Origin of the sequence: Burkholderia metallica (assembly GCF_902832845.1) — a bacterium.
In the GTDB taxonomy this organism is placed as follows: Bacteria; Pseudomonadota; Gammaproteobacteria; order Burkholderiales; family Burkholderiaceae; genus Burkholderia; species Burkholderia metallica.
Map to the genome: position 1 here is coordinate 1 of NZ_CADFDB010000002.1, position 17,980 is coordinate 17,980.

A 17,980-nucleotide genomic window follows, 5' to 3' on the forward strand; every position below is an offset into this window, starting at 1 on the left:
GTCACGTAGCGCGGCTCGTTCAGGCGCAGGTCGGTCGTGACCACGGCCGGCAGCGTCAGCGACAGCGTTTCCGCGCCGCCGTCGACTTCGCGTGCAACCGTCGCCTTGCCGTCGGCCACCGTTACCTTCGACGCGAACGTCGCTTGCGGCAGGCCTGCGAGCGCCGCCAGCATCTGGCCGGTCTGGTTCGAATCGTCGTCGATCGCCTGCTTGCCGAGAATCACCAGTTGCGGCTGTTCCTTGTCGACCAGCGCCTTCAGGATCTTCGCGACGGCCAGCGGCTCGACGCCGTCGGTCGATTCGACGAGGATCGCGCGATCCGCGCCGATCGCCAGTGCCGTACGCAGCGTTTCCTGCGCTTGTGCCACACCCACCGACACGGCGATCACCTCTGTCGCCACACCCGCTTCCTTCAGGCGCACGGCTTCTTCCACCGCGATCTCGTCGAACGGGTTCATCGACATCTTCACGTTCGCGATGTCGACACCGGATTGATCGGACTTCACGCCGACCTTCACGTTCGCGTCGACCACGCGCTTGACGGGTACGAGAATCTTCATGAAAAGGAATCCTTCGGTAATCAGTAGGAACGGGGCAGCTGCAGCACGTGCTCGGCCACATGCCCCAGGATCATGTTGGTGGAGATCGGCGCGACCTGGTACAGACGCGTTTCGCGGAACTTGCGCTCGACGTCGTATTCGCACGCAAAGCCGAAGCCGCCGTGCGTCTGCAGGCACGCGTTGGCCGCTTCCCAGCTCGCCTTCGCGGCCAGGTACTTCGCCATGTTGGCCTCGACCCCCGCGTTCTGGCGCGCATCGATCTTCTCGCACGCACGCCAGCGCATCAGGTTCGCGGCCTCCAGCTCGATGAACGATTCGGCCAGCGGAAACTGGATGCCCTGGTTCTGGCCGATCGGGCGGCCGAACACCTTGCGCTCGACCGCGTAGTCGCGCGCCTTCTCCAGAAACCAGTAGCCGTCGCCGATGCACTCGGCCGCGATCAGCGTGCGCTCGGCGTTCAGGCCGTCGAAGATCACCTTCAGCCCCTTGCCTTCGGTGCCGAGCAGTGCGTCTTCCGGCAGTTCGAGATTGTCGAAGAACAGCTCGTTGGTCTCGTGATTGACCATGTTGAGGATCGGCCGCACCGTGAGGCCGTTGCCGATCGCCTTGTCCAGCTCGACGATGAAGCACGACAGCCCGTCGCTCTTCTTCTGCACCTGGTCGAGCGGCGTGGTGCGCGCGAGCAGGATCAGCAGGTCGCTGTGCTGTACGCGCGAGATCCACACCTTCTGGCCGTTGATGACCCAGCGGCCGTCCTTCTTCACGGCCGTGGTCTTGAGCTTGGTGGTGTCGCTGCCGGTGGTGGGCTCGGTCACGCCCATCGACTGCACGCGCAGCTCGCCCGCCGCGATGCGCGGCAGGTAGCGCTGCTTCTGCGCGTCGGTGCCGCTGAACACGATCGTGTTCATCACGTACATCTGGCCGTGGCACGCGCCCGAATTGCCGCCGGAGCGGTTGATCTCTTCCATGATGACCGACGCCTCGGCCATCGACAGGCCCGGGCCGCCGTATTCCTGCGGAATCAGCGCGGCCAGCCAGCCGGCTTGCGTGAGGGCCGTGACGAACGCTTCGGGGTAGCCGCGCGCCTCGTCGATCTTGCGGTGGTATTCGGCCGGGAACTGGTTGCACAGGCCGCGTACCGCGTCGCGGATTTCCTGGTACTGGTCGGGGGCGGAAAAAACGGAGGCGCTCATGAATCGTGTCTCGTCATTGGCATGGGTTGAGTCCATAATAAGTTTTGATGGATTTCTTAAACAATAGAATTTTCTGATGGCCGGATCAGTTTTCGGCATCGAGGTGTCCGCGATGGATCTGAAGCAACTGCGTGCGTTCGTCACCGTGGCCGAAACGGGCAACGTTACCCGTGCGTCGGCCCTGTTGAATCTCGTGCAGCCGGCCGTGTCGCGCCAGCTGCGCCTGCTCGAAGAGGACATGGGGACGGAACTGTTCGACCGCAGCCGTCACGGGATGCAGCTCACGCCGTCGGGCAAGACGATGCTCGAGTACGCGCGCCGCATCCTCAACGAAGTGGCGCGGGCCAAGGCCGAGATCCAGCCGACCGACGGGCCGGTGGCCGGCATCGTCAGCATCGGGCTGCTGGCCAGCACGTCGGACCTGCTCGCCACGCGGCTGGCGGGCGAGGTCGCGCGGCGCTACCCGCGCATCCGGCTGCGGCTCACGATCGGCTACGCGGGGCACCTGCAGGACTGGCTCGAAGCGGGGGACGTCGATGCGGCGCTGCTGTACGGGCAGAAGGAAACGCCCGCGCTGCACGTCAAGGCGCTGATCGAGGAAAGCCTGTGGGCTGTCGCGGCGCCGTCGGCGGGGCTGTCGCGCAAGCGGCCGTTGCCGCTCGAACGGGTCGCACGAGAGCCGTTCATCCTGCCTTCCGCGCCGCAGGGCCTGCGCGCCGCGATCGAGCATGCGGCGGCCGAGGCGGGCGTGACGCTGCAGGTCTTCGCCGAAACCAATGCGCTGAGCGTGCAGAAGGAACTGGTCGCGCAAGGCCACGGCTGGACGATCCTGCCGGCCGTCGGCGTCACGCAGGAAGTCGAGCGCGGCACTCTGAGCGCGGCGCCGCTCGCGTCGCCGGGCGTCAGGCGCACGATCGTGCTCGCGGCGCCCAGCAGCCGGCAGGCCACGGCGCCGGTGCGCTGCGTGGTCGGCGTGCTGCTCGACTGCGTGAAGGCCACGTTCGATCAGGGCGACTGGCCCGATGCGCGGTGGCTGGGCTAGGGGCTGATCACGCTGATCACGGGCCCGCCCCGCAGATGAATTTTTCCGTTCAAGGGGAACGTGCGCGAATGGCGTGAACAGGCGCGGCGGCGTTGGCGGGGCGCGTCGTCCCCAGGACGGCAGGGGCACATCCCGGCGAGCGGGCCCGATCGGCGCGGGCCGTTGCCGGTTGCGATCACGCGCGCGGCGCCACGGATGCGCCGGTGATGCCGTGCCGACGCAGCGCATCCGCGACGAAGCCCGACGCCTTCATGTCCTCGACGAACGCATTCAGCGCCGCCGCGGCCGCTTCGCCGCGGCTCTTCGGCACGCCCATGGCCTGCCGGATCACCATGAAGCGCTCGTCGAGCAGGCGCAGGCCGGGCGTTGTCGCCGCGTCGGCTTCGAGCTGCTGCTTCACGCCCGCCGCGACTTCCAGTTCCTGTTCGACGAAGGTCCGCACGACATCCTGCGACGTCGGCGCCCGCACGATCTGCGCGGCCTTCAGTTCGCGCGTGAGGAACAGGTCGTAGGCGCTGCCCTTGCCGACCGTCACGCGGTGGTCCGGCCGGTCGACGTCCGCGTTCGTGCGGATCGGCGACGCGTCGCGCACGAGATAGAACCCTTCGATCAGCACGTATGGCGCGGTGAACGCGACCGTCTCGCCGCGCAGCGGATCGACCGCGAAGAAGCCGAAATCGGCACGCTCGTCGGTCAGCGCCTGCACCGATTGGCCGGCGGTGTCGAACACCACGAGTTCCAGCTCGGCCGACAGGCGTTCGGCGAATGCCCGCGCGAGGTCGATCGATACGCCGAACGGTTCGCCGGTGGCCGGGTCGCGGTTCGCGAGGACCTTGTTGCCGAGATTGATCGATGCGCGCAGCTTGCCGGTGGGCGTGAACGCGGAGAGGACGCAAGGGGCGAGTGACATGGGCGGCTCGTTTCGGTCGTAGGGTCGGGGGGGCGCGGCGCGGCGCGGCGATGCGCGGCGGTGCGTCGGCATCGAGCTTATCACCTGGCTTTCGTCATGGAGCGGTGTCGAGTGGCGCAAGCCCGGCGTCGTCGCCAACCCGGCAACGCGACGGGTACGACTTCCCGTCGCCATGTCGCCCGAACCACGTGCCATGAAGTGATAGTGATGGACGGGCGAAGCGGCCGAGCCGCCGCGACGGACGCTTCGGCGCGCGAAAAGATGCGGGAGCGGCCTGCGTCGCACCAGCCGGCGGCGGCTTCCGGCTGGCAGCGCGGCGTCCCGTCGACGGTCTGCGCTCAGGCGCTGCGGGCCTTGATCCGCCCGGCACCCGCTAGAATTGCGGTTTTAGCCCGGAATACGTCCATGTCCTTTGCCTCGCTCGGCCTGATCGAACCCTTGCTGCGTAATCTGCAGGACCTCAATTATCAGGCCCCTACGCCGGTGCAGGCCAAGGCGATTCCCGCCGTGCTCGGCGGCAAGGACGTGATGGCGGGCGCGCAGACGGGCACCGGCAAGACCGCCGGTTTCGCGCTGCCGCTGCTGCAACGGCTGGTGCAGCATGGCCCGGCAGTGTCCAGCAACCGCGCGCGCGTGCTGGTGCTGGTGCCCACGCGCGAACTGGCGGAACAGGTGCTGCAGAGCTTCGTCGCTTACGGCAAGGGGCTCGACCTGCGAATGCTGGCCGCCTACGGCGGCGTGAGCATCAATCCGCAGATGATGAAACTGCGCAAGGGCGTCGACGTGCTCGTGGCGACGCCCGGCCGTCTGCTGGACCTGAATCGGCAGAACGCGGTGCAGTTCGATCAGGTCGAAACGCTGGTGCTGGACGAAGCCGACCGCATGCTGGATCTCGGCTTCGCTCGCGAACTCGACGCCGTCTTTGCCGCGTTGCCCGCGCAGCGCCAGACGCTGCTGTTTTCGGCCACGTTTTCCGACGATATCCGCGCGATGGCGGCGAACATACTGCGCGCGCCGGTCAATATCAGCGTCAGCCCGCCCAATGCCACCGCCAGCAAGATCAAGCAGTGGGTCGTGACGGTGGACAAACGGAACAAGCCCGACCTGTTCATGCACCTCGTGGCCGAGAACAAGTGGACGCATGCGCTGGTCTTCGTCAAGACGCGCAACGGCGTGGATTACCTGGCGGCCATGCTGGACGAAGCGGGCTATGCGGTCGACACGATCCACGGCGACAAGCCGCAACCCGCGCGCCTGCGTGCGCTGGAGCGTTTCAAGGCGGGCGAGGTACAGATGCTGGTCGCCACCGACGTGGCGGCGCGCGGGCTCGATATCGACGACCTGCCGCTGGTGATCAACGTGGATTTGCCGATCGTCGCGCAGGACTACGTGCACCGTATCGGCCGTACCGGCCGCGCGGGCGCGAGCGGCGTGGCGGTGTCCCTCGTATGCGCGGACGAAGCGCCGCAACTCGCCGCGATCGAAGCGCTGATCCGGCAGACGCTGCGCCGTGAAGAAGAGCCGGGTTTCGAGGCCGAGCATCGCGTGCCGGAAACCAGCGCAACGGGCCAGATCATCAAGAAACCCAAAAAGCCCAAGAAGCCGAAGGTGCCGCAGGCGGCGTCGGGGGCGATGCCCGTATCCGGCAAGAAGCCGCGCCCGCAAGGCGGCGAGAACAAGCGCAAGGGCGCGGCGCCGCGCGCCGGGGCGGCGGGCAAGGGCGCGAGCGTGCCCGGCGGCAGTCCGTTCGGCGCGCAGAAGCCGCGCGGCAAACCGGCCGGCAAACCCGCCGCGGGCGCACGCAAACCGGCTGGCAAACCCGCGGGGGGCCGCGGCAAGCGCCCGGCCTGATTCGGCGGGTGAATCGCGCCAGTCATCAGGCATGGCTGGCGGTCCGGAGCGGGGCGGGCCGGCAGCGTCGAGCGTGTCGCATCGCCGAGTCGAATCCGACGCAACGCGACGCCGCTTGTCACGGCGATCTGGCAATATGCATCGACCGACTTCCCGACTTCGGACAGGGCCTCCCCATGCACATCGCCATTCTGACCTTCCAGGGCTTCAACGAACTCGATTCCCTCATCGCGCTCGGCGTGCTCAATCGCATCAGGAAGCCCGACTGGCGGGTCACGCTTGCCTGCCCGGAGCCGTTCGTCACGTCGATGAACGGGGTGACCGTGCAGGCGCAGTCGACGTTGGCGGATGCGCGCACGGCGGACGCCGTGATCGTCGGAAGCGGCATTCGAACGCGGGAAGTGGTCGACGACGCGTCGCTGATGGCGCAGTTGCATCTCGATCCCGCCCGGCAACTCATTGGCGCCCAATGCTCGGGCACGCTGGTTCTGGCAAAGCTCGGCTTGCTCGACCACGTTCCGGCCTGCACGGATCTCACCACCAAACCGTGGGTGGTCGAGGCCGGCGTCGACGTCCTCAATCAGCCGTTCTTCGCGCAAGGGAACGTTGCGACGGCCGGCGGCTGTTTTGCGTCGCAGTATCTGGCCGCATGGATCATTGCGCGCCTGGAGGGTGAGGATGCCGCGCGCAGCGCGCTGCATTACGTTGCGCCGGTCGGGGAAAAGGACGAGTACGTCGCGCGTGCGCTCGCGAATATCGAGCCTTATCTTTCGTCGCCCGCCAAAGACGGTGATGCGTCCGTCGCAGTCGGACGGGTTCAGCAGTGATCCGGCATTTTATTCTGCATACCTGACAGGTTGCAGCACCGTCGTTGCCTGTGCACGTCGCTCGGTCGAGCGTCGTGCATTCACCCATCAGTTCGATCAATGCAAGGATGCAGACATGAGCACGATTTACGATATTCCCGTCAACGCGATCGATGGCGCGCAAACCACGCTGCGCACGTATGAAGGAAAAGTGCTGCTGGTGGTGAACGTGGCGTCCAAATGCGGATTGACGCCGCAATACGAAGGGCTTGAAGCGCTTTACGAGGGCAAGCGCGCCGACGGCCTCGAAGTGCTCGCGTTTCCCGCCAACAATTTCAAGGGGCAGGAGCCGGGCACCGATGCGGAAATCCAGTCCTTCTGCACCGGCACCTTCGGCGTGACGTTTCCGTTGTTCTCGAAAATCTCCGTGATCGGCGACGACCAGCATCCGCTCTATCGCTCGCTCACCCGGGCGCAGCCGCAGGCGACCGGTGACGGCCCGTTCCGTGCGCGCCTCGAAGGCTACGGGATTCAACCGAATCCGGCACCCGACGTGCTCTGGAACTTCGAGAAATTTCTCGTGAGCCGCAGCGGCGAAGTGGTCGCGCGTTTCTCGCCCGATACGGCCGCGGACGATCCGAAGCTGGTCGCCGCGATCGACGCGGAGCTTGCCAAGGCCGCGTAAGCCGGTGTGCGGTGCGGTCGATCGCCGGATCGACCTGACGATGTCGGTGATTCGGCGATTCGGTGATTCGGCGATTCGGTGATTCGGTTCGGTCGGGCGTTTCGCGGACGGTGCGGGAGGTCTCCGATGCAGCAGCGTGTCGATCGCACCCGGCGCGATTGCGTTGAAGCGGATTTTTCCGGTCGAGAAACTCATAGGACCCGCTGCGGGCGAGCGAGCGCACGGCGGCCTTCGCGGCTTCTTGCTCCTTTCTACGTCGTGAGGGATCGGGCAACAGGTTCAAGACGCCACTGCATTCGTGCGTCTTGTCCGTTCCTGATCGTCCACGCGAAGTATGGAGCGCGACGCGAATGGCGCAAAGGTCGTATAACCCTCGAAAAGCGCCACTCGGCATGATCGGGTACTTACGGTATCCGGGCGTGACGCGGCGGCATCGCACGCCGGTAGCCGTGCGGCTTCATGTTTCGCTCGCGTAGCGCAGCGCATAGCCGCCACGCGTTCGCTCGATGCGGGCGAAGCCGGGTTCGCCCAGATGCATGCCGGCAATCAACAGCCCGTCCGCGCTGACCTGGTCCAGCAGCCGCGCGCGCGTGGCCGCGGCCAGCGACGCATCGTGATCGAAGGCAATCGATACGTCCGGCCGCTGAATCTGGATATGCGGGAAATGCACGACGTCCCCCCACACGAGAAGGCCCTGATCGCGCGATTCGACGACATAGCCGGTGTGTCCGTCGGTATGCCCGGGCAGCGGGAGCGCGTGAATCCCGGGGAGGACCTGCCCGTCGTCGAACACGCGAAGCCTGTCGCGATAGGCTTCGAACACCTCGCGTGCCTTGACGAAATTACCGCGCGCCCGTTCGCTCGCACGGCTCAGATTGCCGTCGTCCTGCCAGAACGCAACCTCACGCCGATGCGCGACCAGCTCCGCATTCGGAAACGCGATCTGCGCGGCGTCGTTCACGAGCCCGCCGACGTGATCGGGATGCGCATGGGTCAGCAGGATGGTGTCGATCGCAGCAGGCTCGATTCCGGCGAGCGCCAGATTCGCCAAAAGGCGCCCGCCCCATTGCCTGAACCCGCCGGCCCCGCCGTCGATCAGTATGGTGCGACCCGCTGCGCGTACGACGTAGCAATTGATATGCACGGCCGCGGGCGCCGTTTGCCCGGCATCGCGCTGCATGCTTGCTGCGTTGTCCGAATCGATATTCGACAGAAAATCGAGGCTGGCCGTCAGATAGCCGTCGCTGATCGCGGTAATCGTGAAATCCCCGACCTGCTGATGGGGAAAGGTAACGGTGGGCATCATGTTGCTCCGAAGTGCCTAATTGCGGGCGTGAAGGTTCGATGCGGTGTAGCCGAAACACCGAATGCGCGCGGTGAGACCGGTGTGACGAACGATCGCCTGATCCAGCGCGTCCATGAACCGGTTCATGACGTCCGGCGTGCGCGATGCGCCGACGCGATAGCGGATGTCCGCGAAGACGGGATGTCCATGACCGTGCCGCACCGCCAGAAAAATGACGTGGACGTTCCGGACCTCCGCGCGGAGCACGTTCGTACATAGCTCGACGCAGTCGCGCGACAACCGGGCGAGGTTTTCGTCGGGCGGCATCCGCGTCGCATCGATCGACACAGTGACGTTCGGCATCGCTGACCTACTCCTGTGCGGTGGAAAGCGCGCTCGTCAGTTGCGGCGTCATCGGCGCGTACAGGTGCACGCCTTCTGGGAGAGCGCCGGCAAGCAGTGCATGGCTCTCTGGCACGACGGCGAGCCAGCGCTGCTCTGGAGACTTGTCGAGCGCCACCGCCTGTATCGCCAGCGGTTCGAGGCCCAGCCGGATCAGCGGGTCGGCGCCGTCGGCACACAGCACGATGCGTTCGTCGTCGTTCACCGCCGGCGCGAAGCCGCTCGCGCGATAGAGATTCCGGTGCCAGTCGGTGATGTGTCGTTGCCACTTCGCGAAGTTGCCGCCGCCTTTGCGGCGATATTCGTCGCCGGTCAGCACGTCGAGCCCGTCGATCGTGTGGATCGCCAGATAGACGGGGCATCCACCGCGCATCGCCTTGAACCGCTGCGACGTGTGAAACCCCGTCACCGAGATCAGCGCCGGCAGTTTTTCGAGGCTGTAGAAGTCGTTCCATTCGGCTTCGCTGTCAAGGTCGGCGAAGCTGCATTCCACGGTGTAGATCATCGAATCGTCCTTTGAACAGGATGCGCATCCATCGGCGAGCGCGGGATATTCAGTGCACGGACGTAATGCTAAGCTCGCATTTCCACGCAATAAAACGAATTAAAGTCAGCCTTCAGTGATATTTGTTCAAGCTGACGGCAGATCTACCTGACCGGCGAGACGCCCATGCCCCGCAAGATCCCCAGCAATTCCGCGCTCCAGGCGTTCGAAGCCGCCGCCCGACACGGGAGCTTTGCCCGAGCGGCCGACGAACTCGCCCGGACCGAGGGTGCCGTCAGCCGTCAGATCGGCCGGCTGGAGGCGTTTCTCGGCGTCACGCTGTTCGAGCGGATCGGCAATCGGGTGCGGCTCGCGCCGAACGGGGCGCGCTACGCAGCGCAGGTTCGCGAGATACTCGATCGGCTGGAACGGGACAGCCTGTACCTGATGGGGCAACCGGTCGAAGGCGCGAGCATCGAGATCGCCGCCATTCCGACCTTCGCGACCCGCTGGCTGATCCCGCGGCTCGCGCACTTTCAACAGCGGCATCCGAACATCACCGTGCATCTCGCCGAGCGGATGGAACCGTTCCTGCTGGCTGGCAGCGGCTTCGACGCAGCGATTCATTTCGAGCATCCGGCATGGGCGGGCATGCATCTGCATCCGCTGGTGGAGGAAGTGCTGGTGCCCGTGTGCAGCCCGGCGCTGCTCGCGGGCGCCGGCGCGAACCCGTCGCTGGATGCGCTGCCGCGTCTTCACCGCCGACAGAACCCGGACGCATGGCAGGCGTACGCGCAGGAGGCCGGCATCGTGCTGACCAATTCGGCGGTCGGCGCGCGCTACGATCTTCATTCGATGCTGATCGAGGCGGCGCTGGCGGGCCTCGGTGTCGCGCTGGTGCCGCGCCTGTACATCGACGCCGAACTCCGGCAGGGCCGGCTGGTCGCGCCGTGGCCGGCAGGCAGGACGATCACGAAGAACTTCTGCCTCGTGCTGCCCGAGCCGATTGAATTGACCGCGGCGCCGTTGCAGGCATTCGCGACATGGGTGCTGAACGAAGCCCGCGAACGGGCGCCGCACGGCAGCGCCTGACGCGCATCGCCAAGCCTGTGTCGTTGAGGTTTCGTGCCCGCCGGAGATCGCCGGGCAGCGCGAACGCGCGAGAGCGGATCGACGCGAATGCGTGACGCGATTAGTGTTCGCGGATCAAAACTCGTCACGGCCGTGCGCATTGCGAATCGACACCTCGACCTGCATGCCGCAAAAAACGCGCATCGCGTGCGTGCCCCACGTCGCGCGGCATGAACACGATCGTCGCCGGATTCGATCCGGGATAGCCGGATCGACTGCGTTCTCCTTTAAACTCGCCGACACCGGAGATCGTCGGCCACACGGACGATGTCGTGGGCGCGCGACACATCGCATGATGCCGACGAACGGGAGAGGATCGATGAAACCGATTCCGATGCTTGTGTGCCGCAAGCCGGATGGTCGCGTGTCAAACCGGTTCCCGAGTCGGCGGCCCAGACGGGGCGGCGCTGGCGGGGATGCGGGAGGTTGCCGGGGCCGTCGTGTCGAGACAGGGGATTCATGGATTGAATACGCGCCGATTCAAAATATAAATTTCGGAAAGAGCATGGCACGGGATATGCTTGGCGATTCCGTTCCGAAATGAACATATCCCGGCGATTCGTCGGAAAGATCAGGCGTGAACATGCGCCGCTTCGATCTGACAAGACGATTATCTAGAGGCTGGACCGTTTGTGAAATCCGCTCGGCAGTGCGAAGCTGCCGGCGGCATGAAGTCGTACACGGATTTGAGTTTGGGTGACTTGAAACGCGGGCCGTAACTCCTTGCGACGGCCACTACTGACATTCAGGATATGACATTACAGATTGGGGTCCCTCTGGAGACGGCCCACGAGGAGCGGCGCGTAGCGACCGTTCCCGATGTGGTCGAAAAGCTGATCAAGCTCGGGTTCTCGGTGGCCGTGCAAAGCGGTGCCGGCACCGGCGCGAACTTCAGCGACGACGACTACCGTGCGGCCGGCGCCGAAGTCGTGGCGTCGGCTGCCGATCTATGGGGCCGCAGCGACGTCGTCCTCAAGGTGCGTCCGCCGAGCAGCGACGAAGTCGCGCTGATGCGCGAGGGCGGCACGCTGATCGGCTTCGTCTGGCCGGCGCAGAACCCTGAACTGATGCAGCAGCTGGCCGCGAAGCGCGCCACCGTGCTCGCGATCGACTCGCTGCCGCGCACGCTGTCGCGCGCGCAGAAGATGGACGCGCTCACGTCGATGGCCGGCGTGAGCGGCTACCGCGCGGTCATCGAGGCGGCTCACGCGTTCGGCCGCTACTTCAACGGCCAGATCACGGCGGCGGGCAAGGTGCCGCCGGCCAAGGTGTTCGTCGCCGGCGCGGGTGTTGCCGGCCTCGCGGCGATCGGCACGGCCGCGGGCCTCGGCGCGATCGTGCGCGCGAACGACACGCGCGCGGAAGTGGCCGACCAGGTGAAGTCGCTCGGCGGTGAATTCGTCAAGGTCGACTACGAGGAAGAAGGCTCGGGCGGCGGCGGCTACGCGAAGGTGATGAGCGAAGGCTTCCAGCAGGCGCAGCGCGCGATGTACGCGCAGCAGGCGAAGGACGCGGACATCATCATCACCACCGCGCTGATTCCCGGCAAGCCGGCGCCGAAGCTGATCACGGCCGAGATGGTGCAGTCGATGAAGCCGGGCAGCGTGATCGTCGACATGGCCGGCGAGCAGGGCGGCAACTGCGAGCTGACGGTGCCCGGCGAGGCCGTGGTGCGTCACGGCGTGACCATCGTCGGCTACACGGATCTCGCGTCGCGTCTCGCACGACAGTCGTCGACGCTCTATGCGACCAACCTGCTGCGCGTGGTCGAGGAGCTGTGCAAGAACAAGGACGGCACGATCAACGTCGACTTCAACGACGATGCGATCCGTGGCCTCACGGTCATCCAGGAAGGTAACGTCACGTGGCCGCCGCCGCCGATCCAGCAGCCGGCCGCCGTACCGAAACCCGCCGCGCCGCCGGTCGCGGCCGCCGCATCGAAGGGCCACGGTCACGGCAGCGGCGCGCCGATGTCGGCGAAGTCGCTCGCGATCACGTTCGCCGTCGGCGCACTGGCGTTCCTGCTGGTCGGCCAGTTCGCGCCGGCCACGTTCCTGTCGCACTTCACGGTGTTCGTGCTGGCCTGCTTCGTCGGCTACATGGTGATCTGGAACGTCACGCCGTCGCTGCACACGCCGCTGATGAGCGTGACCAACGCGATCTCGTCGATCATCGCGATCGGCGCGCTGGTGCAGGTCGCGCCGCCGCTCGGCGAAGCCGCGGCGGACGGCCGCCCGTCCGGGCTGATCCTGGGCCTGGCGGTGGGCGCGCTGACGCTCACGGCCGTCAACATGTTCGGCGGCTTCGCGGTGACGCGCCGCATGCTGGCGATGTTCCGCAAGTAAGGAGACGACCACAATGACTTCCAATCTGACTACCGTCTCCTATATCGGCGCGGCCATCCTGTTCATCCTCAGCCTCGGCGGGCTCGCCAATCCCGAGACCGCGCGCCGCGGCAACCTGCTCGGCATGATCGGCATGCTGATCGCCGTGCTCGCCACGGTACTCGGCCCGCGCGTATCGGCCGAAGGCATTCCGTACATCGTGGCCGCGCTGGTCGTCGGCGGCGCCGTCGGCCTCTACGCGGCGAAGAAGGTGCAGATGACGCAGATGCCCGAGCTGGTTGCGCTGATGCACAGCCTGGTCGGTCTCGCGGCGTGCCTGGTGGGTTTCGCGAGCTACATCGATACGTCGGTGCAGTTCACGGGCGCCGAGCACGCGATCCACGAAGTGGAAATTTATGTCGGTATCCTGATCGGTGCGGTGACCTTCGCGGGCTCGGTCATCGCGTTCGGCAAGCTCTCCGGCAAGATCGGCGGCAAGCCGCTGCTGCTGCCGGCGCGGCACTGGCTGAACCTGGCCGCGCTGCTGATCGTGATCTACTACGGCCGCGCGTTCCTGCATGCGGAGACGATCCAGGAAGGGATGACGCCGCTGATCGTGATGACGGTCGTGTCGCTGCTGTTCGGCGTGCACATGGTGATGGCGATCGGCGGCGCGGACATGCCCGTCGTGGTGTCGATGCTCAACAGCTACTCGGGGTGGGCGGCGGCGGCGACCGGGTTCATGCTCGGCAACGACCTGCTGATCGTGATCGGCGCGCTGGTGGGCTCGTCGGGTGCGATCCTGTCGTACATCATGTGCCGCGCGATGAACCGCAACTTCATCAGCGTGATCGCGGGCGGCTTCGGCACCGGCAGCGGTGCGCCCGCGTCGGCGGGCGGCAGCGCGCAGCCGGCCGGCGAAGTGGTGGCGGTGAGCGCGCTGGAGACGGCCGAGCTGCTGCGCGATGCGAAGAGCGTGATCATCGTGCCCGGGTACGGGATGGCCGTCGCGCAAGCCCAGCACACCGTGCACGAGCTCACGAAGGTGCTGCGCGAAAAGGGCGTGGACGTGCGTTTCGCGATCCATCCGGTGGCCGGCCGCATGCCGGGGCACATGAACGTGCTGCTCGCCGAGGCGAAGGTGCCTTACGACATCGTGATGGAGATGGACGAAATCAACGGCGACTTCCCCGACGCCGACGTGTCGATGGTGATCGGCGCGAACGACATCGTGAACCCGGCCGCGCAGGAAGATCCGGGCAGCCCGATCGCCGGCATGCCGGTGCTCGAGGTGTGGAAGGCGAAGACCTCTATCGTGATGAAGCGCAGCATGGCGTCCGGCTATGCGGGCGTCGACAATCCGCTGTTCTACAAGGACAACAACCGGATGCTGTTCGGCGACGCGAAGAAGATGCTGGACGAAGTGTTCGGCGCGTTGAAGGCCTGACGCGAAGCAGCGGCAAGCGCGTGCGCTGGGCGCACGATCACCGGCGATGATGCAGGATGGTCGGCCGATCGGCGCCCGGCACGCGCGAAATACACATCACGGAAGGGCGAAGCGGAAGCGTTCGTTTCGCGCCTTCCGCACACGACGGCGATCGATCCGCCGTTGCCGCGACGCGTACCGTCGCGTTTCGTTCCCGTGCAGCGCGGTCACGCGCCGTCCTTCACATCACGGCGACGCAGCCGCCTGTCCCGCCGCGCCAAGCGCCGCAAAACACGTGACCGTTGCGCCGCACGCTTGCGCCAGCGCCGGATCGTGACTCGAAAAAAAGACGGTACGGTCGGCAGCCAGCGTCCTGAACAGGTCGACCAGAACCGCACGCGACGCGGCATCGAGCCCGCTGTCCGGATCGTCGGCGATCACGACGGCCGGCGCGCCGAGCGTCGTCGCTGTCAGGAACAGCTTCTTGCGCGTGCCGAACGACATCTGCTCGAAACGCTTCTCCAGATGCGGGCCCAGCCCGAATCGATCCGCCAGTTCGAGCGTGCGCGCGCTGACGGCCGTCTTTCTGGCGGCTGCCACGCTGTCGAGGAACCCGCGTCCGGTCTCGGACGGATACGCGAGGCAATCGTCGGGGATGTACGCCAGCGTGGATTTCGCATCGAGCGGCGCGGTACGCAGCGAATGGCCGCCGAGCCACACCTCTCCTTCGTCGGCGTCGATCGTGCCGGCGAGAATGCCGAGCAATGTCGACCTGCCGCTGCCTTGTTCGTCGCACAGCGCGACGCATCCGGCGTCGGATGCGTAGTGGAGTCCGTTGAAGATGACGCGCTTGTCGTAGCGCTTGCCGAGATTGTCGAAGCGGAGCATGGATCGGTAGGTCGAACGAAAAGGGGCCCGGTGAGCGTGACCCGGATCACGGGCGTCAGGATGGCCGGCAATACGGATCGTCGGGGTGGCGTTGCGGCAGATAGTGTAATGCGTGGCGCGGGGCGGCCGGGCAGACGCGTGCCACCGCCGTCCGCGATGCGATCCGCCGGGGATCGTCGATCACAGCGAAGCGACGGCGACAAGCGGCGAACCATCGCGCCAGTGCCAGCGCACGAGGCTCAACCAGACGGCCCGGCGCGTCGCAGGCACGGGTAATACGGCTCGGGTATGCTCGACGAATGCCGGCCGGGCGAACGACCGGGCGGCAAGACGGCGCGCAACACGGCACACGACGCCGCGATCGCATCGCGACCACGGCCGCATCGGGCCGATTTCAACTCCGGAACAGGAATTCGACATGGCAGAACTGGACAACGCGCTGTACGAGCGGATCGGCGCACTGAGCGACGCGGGCGATGCGTTGATGGAAGACGGGGACTATGACGGCGCACTGGAAAAATTCCGGGCGGGATTCGCGCTGCTTCCCGAACCGAAAACGAACTGGGAGGCCGGCACCTGGTTGATGGCCGCGATCGGCGACGCGAATTTCCTGAAGGAAGACTACGCGGCAGGCCGCGACACGCTCGGCGACGCGATGCACTTCCCGAACGCGCTCGGCAACCCGTTCCTGCATCTGCGGCTCGGCCAGTGCCAGTTCGAACTGGGCGATCTCGACCGCGCAGCCGACGAGCTGATGCGCGCGTACATGGGCGGCGGGCCGGAGCTGTTCGAGGACGAGGACGGCAAGTATCTGCGCTTCCTGGCCACACGGGCGGAAGGGATCGAGACGCCCTGACGCCCACACGCTCGTGTCGTGCCGCGCGCCGGCCGGCATCGCGAGCAGGTTTCGACGCCCGCGCCGCGAGGCCGGGCATTGTCTGCACAAGCGCGCAACCCGCCCATGACTCTGAACTTTCCTGTCGCCACCCGCGCCGATGCCGAAACGCTGGTCGCCATCCGCATCGCCGCGATGCGAGACAGTCTCGAGCGCATCGGCCGCTTCGATCCGCAGCGGGCGCGTGAGCGGTTTCTCGCGTCGTTCGACCCGGCGCTGTGCCGCTTCATCGAAGCCGATGGCGTGAACGCCGGCTTCTTCGTGGTCCGGCCGCAGGAAGCCCACTGGCTGCTCGACCATCTGTACATCGTGCCCGGGCACCAGGGAAAGGGCATCGGCGCGGCCGTGCTGCGCCGGATCTTCGCCGAGGCCGACGCGCAGCGCGTGCCGGTGCGCGTCGGTGCGCTGCGCGGCAGCGATTCGAACCGCTTCTATGCGCGGCACGGCTTCGTGCAGGCCGACGAAACGGAGTGGGACATCTACTACGTGCGCGAACCGGGCCCGGCGCTCGCGTAGATCGCATCCGGGCTCGCGCTGCGGTCACGCATCCGCGGGGCGAGCCGCGCAAGCGCATCCGTGTTTTCCCGGATACGGAATGCGCGGCGCATGCCGTTGTTGCAGAGAGACCATAAGTCCATGATCCGAGGCCAGTCATGTCGACATCTGCAACGAACGGACCGAATGCGCTATCGCCTGCAACGACCGCGGCGGCGGCCCCCGACGACAACGCGGAACGCGTACCGTCGATCCTGCTGGTCGACGACGAGCCGAGCCTGCTGTCGGCGCTGCGGCGCGTGTTCCGGCCGGCCGGCTACGAGATCCTGACCGCGGAAAGCGGCGAGGCCGCGCTCGAGATCCTGGCGTCGCGCGAAGTCGACCTGATCGTGTCCGACATGCGGATGCCGGGCATGAGCGGCGCGGAGTTCCTGGCCCGCGCCCGCGCACGCTACCCCGACACGATGCGCATCCTGCTGACCGGCTATGCGGAGATCGCGTCGGTCATGCAGGCCGTCAACGAAGGCGGCGTGTATCGCTACCTGAACAAGCCGTGGGACGATCACGATCTGCTGCTGACCATCGAGCACGCGCTCGAACAGCGGCACCTGCGGCGCGAAGCGGCCCGGCTGGCCGCGTTGACCGAAGCGCAGAACGAAGCGCTGCGCCGTTTCAACACGGAACTCGAAACGCAGGTGCGCGCGCGCACGGAGGAACTCGGCCAGACCGTGATGTTCCTCGAAGCCGCGCAGCGCGACCTGAAAAGCAGTTTCACCGCGATGGTCCAGGTCTGCGCGAGCATGATCGAGTTGCGCTGCGGGTCCGCCAGCGGTCACGCGATGCGGGTCGGCGAGATCGCGCGGCGGCTCGCGCTGGCCGCCGGCATGAGCGAGCTGCATGCGCAGGACGTCTATTTCGCGGGGCTGCTGCACGGCATCGGCAAGCTGTCGCTGCCGGACGAGCTGCTGCACAAGCCGCTCGCGCGAATGACGACCGAGGAACACGGGCTGTTCCTGCAGCATCCGCTGCGCGCGCAGATGGTGCTGACGCCGGTCGCGCAACTGCACAAGGTCGCGTCGATCGTGCTGCATCAGTACGAGCGCTTCAACGGACGCGGCACGCCGGACGGGCTGGTAGCCGACTCGATCCCGCAAGGGTCGCGGATCGTCGCGGTCGCGCGCGATTTCGAAGGGTTGCGCAACGGCGACATCGGCGCGCCGCATTCGGTCGAGCAGGCGCTCGACGCGCTGCGCTCGCAGGCCGGCGTGCGCTACGACCCGCAGATCGTCGAACGCCTGATCGAGCTGATGCGCGACCCGGAGAGTCTCGGCATCGCGGCGTCGGTCGCGGAGGTCAAGTCCGCGCAGTTGCGCGAAGGGATGCAGCTCGCCGACGATCTGCGCACGCATCGCGGCGTGCTGCTGATGACCAAGGGCAGCGTGATGTCCGCGCATCAGATCGAGCTCGTGCGCCGCTTCGAGACGCGCGAGGGGACGCCGTTCGACATCCTCGTGCTGGCCGGGCAGGCGGCGGTGAAGCCCGCGGGCGCACCGAACGCGGGCGCCGCCCCTGCCTGAGCACCCGCGCGCGGCCTGACGGCCGC

At 66.6% G+C, this 17,980-nt stretch carries 17 protein-coding genes; 10 read left to right on the forward strand and 7 right to left on the reverse strand.

All coding sequences use genetic code 11. The annotated features are described in order from the left end of the window. Both HWX08_RS07360 and HWX08_RS07365 read right to left on the reverse strand, forming a co-directional pair. A partial coding sequence (locus tag HWX08_RS07360) for an electron transfer flavoprotein subunit beta/FixA family protein (protein ID WP_175869750.1) occupies positions 1-560 on the reverse strand: 560 nt, incomplete at its 3' end. Between the two features lie 20 nt (positions 561-580). Beyond that, positions 581-1,753 (reverse strand): acyl-CoA dehydrogenase family protein, encoded by a 1,173-nt coding sequence (locus tag HWX08_RS07365; protein ID WP_174919819.1) that lies wholly within the window; start codon positions 1,751-1,753, stop codon positions 581-583. Between the two features lie 112 nt (positions 1,754-1,865). Between HWX08_RS07365 and HWX08_RS07370 the strand changes: the two genes are divergently transcribed. Next, positions 1,866-2,795, forward strand: a complete 930-nt coding sequence (locus tag HWX08_RS07370) for a LysR family transcriptional regulator (protein WP_069258808.1) — start codon at positions 1,866-1,868, stop codon at positions 2,793-2,795. A gap of 175 nt (positions 2,796-2,970) precedes the next feature. Here HWX08_RS07370 and HWX08_RS07375 read toward each other — a convergent pair whose 3' ends face one another. After that, complete coding sequence (locus HWX08_RS07375) at positions 2,971-3,705, reverse strand: ABC transporter substrate-binding protein (protein WP_174919821.1); 735 nt, start codon at positions 3,703-3,705, stop codon at positions 2,971-2,973. Positions 3,706-4,110: 405 nt separating this feature from the next. Between HWX08_RS07375 and HWX08_RS07380 the strand changes: the two genes are divergently transcribed. The 3 genes from HWX08_RS07380 (at position 4,111) to HWX08_RS07390 (ending at position 7,047) form a co-directional block, all read left to right on the forward strand. Continuing rightward, a complete protein-coding gene (locus tag HWX08_RS07380; protein WP_174920018.1) occupies positions 4,111-5,556 on the forward strand; it encodes a DEAD/DEAH box helicase in 1,446 nt (481 codons plus the stop codon). A 176-nt stretch (positions 5,557-5,732) separates the two neighbouring features. Continuing rightward, positions 5,733-6,383, forward strand: a complete 651-nt coding sequence (locus HWX08_RS07385; protein WP_069258576.1) for a DJ-1/PfpI family protein — start codon at positions 5,733-5,735, stop codon at positions 6,381-6,383. Positions 6,384-6,498: 115 nt separating this feature from the next. Further along, complete coding sequence (locus HWX08_RS07390; RefSeq protein ID WP_174920020.1) at positions 6,499-7,047, forward strand: glutathione peroxidase; 549 nt, start codon at positions 6,499-6,501, stop codon at positions 7,045-7,047. Between the two features lie 457 nt (positions 7,048-7,504). Here the strand turns inward: HWX08_RS07390 and HWX08_RS07395 are convergent, their stop codons facing one another. The 3 genes from HWX08_RS07395 to HWX08_RS07405 are packed head-to-tail and all read right to left on the reverse strand — an operon-like array spanning position 7,505 to position 9,239. Continuing rightward, a complete protein-coding gene (locus HWX08_RS07395) occupies positions 7,505-8,350 on the reverse strand; it encodes an MBL fold metallo-hydrolase (protein ID WP_174920022.1) in 846 nt (281 codons plus the stop codon). An 18-nt stretch (positions 8,351-8,368) separates the two neighbouring features. Then, complete coding sequence (locus HWX08_RS07400; protein WP_174919823.1) at positions 8,369-8,695, reverse strand: hypothetical protein; 327 nt, start codon at positions 8,693-8,695, stop codon at positions 8,369-8,371. A gap of 7 nt (positions 8,696-8,702) precedes the next feature. Next, on the reverse strand, positions 8,703-9,239 hold the full coding sequence (locus HWX08_RS07405; protein ID WP_174919824.1) for a sugar ABC transporter: 537 nt from the start codon (positions 9,237-9,239) through the stop codon (positions 8,703-8,705). A 165-nt stretch (positions 9,240-9,404) separates the two neighbouring features. Between HWX08_RS07405 and HWX08_RS07410 the strand changes: the two genes are divergently transcribed. From HWX08_RS07410 to pntB, 3 genes are all read left to right on the forward strand, one after another. Beyond that, positions 9,405-10,310: a LysR substrate-binding domain-containing protein gene (locus tag HWX08_RS07410; protein WP_069258572.1), complete on the forward strand. Its 906-nt coding sequence runs from the start codon at positions 9,405-9,407 to the stop codon at positions 10,308-10,310. Between the two features lie 791 nt (positions 10,311-11,101). Beyond that, positions 11,102-12,694: a Re/Si-specific NAD(P)(+) transhydrogenase subunit alpha gene (locus HWX08_RS07415; protein ID WP_107312155.1), complete on the forward strand. Its 1,593-nt coding sequence runs from the start codon at positions 11,102-11,104 to the stop codon at positions 12,692-12,694. Between the two features lie 13 nt (positions 12,695-12,707). Next, positions 12,708-14,120 (forward strand): Re/Si-specific NAD(P)(+) transhydrogenase subunit beta, encoded by a 1,413-nt coding sequence (gene pntB, locus HWX08_RS07420; RefSeq protein ID WP_069258570.1) that lies wholly within the window; start codon positions 12,708-12,710, stop codon positions 14,118-14,120. Between the two features lie 225 nt (positions 14,121-14,345). Here the strand turns inward: pntB and HWX08_RS07425 are convergent, their stop codons facing one another. Beyond that, entirely contained in the window at positions 14,346-14,987 is a 642-nt protein-coding gene (locus HWX08_RS07425; RefSeq protein WP_174919826.1) for an ABC transporter ATP-binding protein, read from the reverse strand. 418 nt (positions 14,988-15,405) lie between these two features. On the opposite strand from HWX08_RS07425, the gene HWX08_RS07430 reads away from it, so the two are divergent. The 3 genes from HWX08_RS07430 (at position 15,406) to nosR (ending at position 17,954) form a co-directional block, all read left to right on the forward strand. Continuing rightward, complete coding sequence (locus HWX08_RS07430; protein WP_069258568.1) at positions 15,406-15,843, forward strand: tetratricopeptide repeat protein; 438 nt, start codon at positions 15,406-15,408, stop codon at positions 15,841-15,843. Between the two features lie 105 nt (positions 15,844-15,948). Next, the gene (locus HWX08_RS07435) at positions 15,949-16,398 is read left to right on the forward strand and encodes a GNAT family N-acetyltransferase (RefSeq protein ID WP_107312158.1); all 450 of its coding nucleotides are present in this window, start codon (positions 15,949-15,951) and stop codon (positions 16,396-16,398) included. A gap of 137 nt (positions 16,399-16,535) precedes the next feature. Further along, positions 16,536-17,954 (forward strand): response regulator c-di-GMP phosphodiesterase, NosR family, encoded by a 1,419-nt coding sequence (gene nosR / locus HWX08_RS07440; protein ID WP_069258566.1) that lies wholly within the window; start codon positions 16,536-16,538, stop codon positions 17,952-17,954. Positions 17,955-17,980: the final 26 nt, after the last annotated feature.